General features: G+C 63.1%; 2 protein-coding genes. One reads left to right on the forward strand and one right to left on the reverse strand.

What is annotated here, in order from left to right; translation table 11 throughout:
• The first annotated feature begins 139 nt into the window (after positions 1–139).
• On the forward strand, positions 140–1111 hold the full coding sequence (locus ABLE94_RS26525) for an RCC1 domain-containing protein (protein ID WP_425476292.1): 972 nt from the start codon (positions 140–142) through the stop codon (positions 1109–1111).
• A gap of 172 nt (positions 1112–1283) precedes the next feature.
• On the opposite strand, the gene gatB is transcribed toward ABLE94_RS26525, so the two are convergent.
• A complete protein-coding gene (gene gatB, locus ABLE94_RS26255; protein WP_348810305.1) occupies positions 1284–2786 on the reverse strand; it encodes an Asp-tRNA(Asn)/Glu-tRNA(Gln) amidotransferase subunit GatB in 1503 nt (500 codons plus the stop codon).
• Positions 2787–2818 lie beyond the last annotated feature (32 nt).

The following is a 2818-nucleotide window of genomic DNA, read 5'->3' on the forward strand; positions in this document are numbered from 1 at the left end:
TCCCCGCCATGCTCGGCCAACATCCGCAACGCACGCGCCTTGACCTCCGGATCAATCTTCTTGGGCATACCGCTCATCCTTCCTGACTCAAAAGGAAGCGGCACGAAACCCGGGGGGATTCAGCAAGAACACTTGTGCCATACAACGCGGAACCCCTTACTGCTGGGGCTCCAACGATTTCGGCCAACTCGGAGACAACACCACCACCGATAGACGCCGGCCGTCCCGAGTCCTCGATCTCACAGACGCCACCTCGATAGTCACGGGCGAGAACGACACCTGCGCCATCCAGAGCGCCACAGCATTCTGTTGGGGCTACAGCGGATACGGACTATTCCAGAACGGCGGCGGCGCGGAATACCACCGCCCCACCGAAGTCCCGAATCTCGTGAACGTCACCGCCATCTCAACCGATACTTCCACCCTGTGCGTCGCCAGCGACGGAGCGGCCTACTGCTGGGGCTACCTGGCGAATCAGCAGGTGTATCGAGACCAAGAGAAAGATACTCCAGTCCAGGGCCTCACCAACGTCAGCGCCGTCACAAGCAGCGAGACGTGCGCAATCGACAACCTCACCGCCTATTGCTGGATAGGTTCAGACGGGGAACCTTTCAGGGTACGCGGCCTCGACAACGTGACAGCCATCTCGGCCTCGCCCAACACCACGTGTGCCATCAGCTACGGCGCGGCCTACTGTTGGGGTTCCAACACATTTGGGCAACTTGGCGACGGCACAACGACCGCCCGCCACGAACCCAACCGAGTCCCCGGCCTCAGCAACGTCACCAGTATCAGCACAAGCAGCGATTCTGTGTGCGCAGTCAGCAGTGGCGAGGCATATTGCTGGGGTTCGAACAGACACGGACAACTCGGTGATGGCACAACGACCGACCGCCACAGCCCCAACCGTGTCCCCGGCCTCGTCAACGTCACCTCAATCAGCACAGATTCCACCGCCACCGCCGGTTCTACAAGCCCCAGTGACAACAATGCAACTACTTGCGCAGTCAGCGATGCGACAGCCTACTGTTGGGGTTCAAACGGTTACGGCGAACTCGGTGACGGTTCAACCACTGAGCGCCACCGCCCCACATCAGTCCAAGCCCCATAGTATCTGCGAACGGTATGAGAAGACTCCCTGCCGGGCCGAATAGCGATTAGCGCGTCGCGAAAGCCGTCGGGTAGTAGATCGGCGGCAGTGAGTGATGAGCAGCAGCACACTACTGCGGCAATCGGATCCGAACCCACCCGGCCCCAGCGCGAAACAGCCTGCAGGCCGTGAACTACTGGCAGGCAGCCAGCACAAGCTCCTGAACCCGAGCCGGATCCGCCTGTCCACGAGTCGCTTTCATGACATCGCCGACGATCTTGCCGGCCGCCTTGACCTTGCCGCCGCGGATCTTCTCCACGATGTCGGGGTTGTTGGCGAGCGCTTCGTCGATGGCCTTCTGCAAGGCGGAGTCGTCGCGCACGACCTCGAGGCCACGATCGGCGACGATCTGCTCGGGCTCACCCTCACCGTCGAGGACAGCGACAACGACCTGCTGGGCCAGCTTGTTGGTGAGCTTGCCGGCGTCGACGAGACCGATCACCGTGGCGACCTGCGCCGGCGTGATCGGCAGATCGGCGAGCTCGACCTCACGGGAATTCGCCTGCTGGGCAAGGAATGACACCCACCAACCACGAGCCGCCTCGGGCGCTGCGCCCGCGTCGACGGTCGCAATGATCAGGTCGACGGCACCCACGTTGACCAGGTCACGCATCACCTCGTCGGAGACACCCCACTCCTCCTGGATGCGCGCACGACGCACCCACGGCAACTCGGGCAGCGTCGCCCGGATCTCCTCGATCCACGCCGGATCCGGCTGCACCGGAGGCAGATCCGGCTCCGGGAAGTAGCGATAATCCTCGGCGGTCTCCTTGTGGCGGCCGGGAGAGGTGGTGCCATCGGTCTCGTGATAGTGCCGGGTCTCCTGGATGATCTCGCCACCCGCCGCCAAAATGGCTGCCTGACGCCGCATCTCGTAGGTGACAGCAACCTCGACACTCTTCAGCGAGTTCACGTTCTTGGTCTCGGTGCGCGTGCCGAATTCACTTGCGCCCTTGGGCATCAGCGACACGTTGGCGTCACACCGCAGCGAACCCTGATCCATCCGGACATCGGAGACGTCGAGCGCCTTCAGCAGATCACGCAGCGCCGTCACATAGGCGCGGGCCACCTCGGGTGCCCGCTCCCCCGCACCGACGATCGGCTTGGTGACGATCTCCACCAACGGGACACCGGCACGGTTGTAGTCGAGCAGCGAATGGTCGGCACCATGGATGCGTCCGGCACCACCGATGTGCAGCGACTTTCCGGTGTCCTCCTCCATGTGGGCGCGCTCGATGTCGACGCGCCACGTGGTGCCGTCGGAGAGCACCACATCGAGGTAGCCGTCGTAGGACGTCGGCTCGTCGTACTGACTGATCTGGTAGTTCTTCGGCTGGTCCGGATAGAAGTAGTTCTTTCGTGCGAACACACTCGACGGCCGGATCGAGCAGTTCAACGCCAGTCCGATGCGGATGGCGTACTCGATGGCCTTCGCGTTGGCCACCGGCAGCGAACCGGGTAGCCCGATGCACACCGGGCAGACCTGCGTATTGGGGTCGGCACCGAAGGCGGTCGGGCAGCCGCAGAACATCTTGGTCGCGGTGCCCAATTCGACGTGGACCTCCAGGCCCATCACCGGGTCGAACTCGGCGATGACCTGGTCGTAGTCCATCAAGTCGGCAGCAGCGGCAGTCATGGCCACCAGTTTATGCGGCGACCGACGCACCG

The sequence above is a fragment of the Gordonia sp. VNK1 genome (assembly GCF_040049135.1).
GTDB classification, from domain to species: Bacteria; Actinomycetota; Actinomycetes; order Mycobacteriales; family Mycobacteriaceae; genus Gordonia; species Gordonia oleivorans.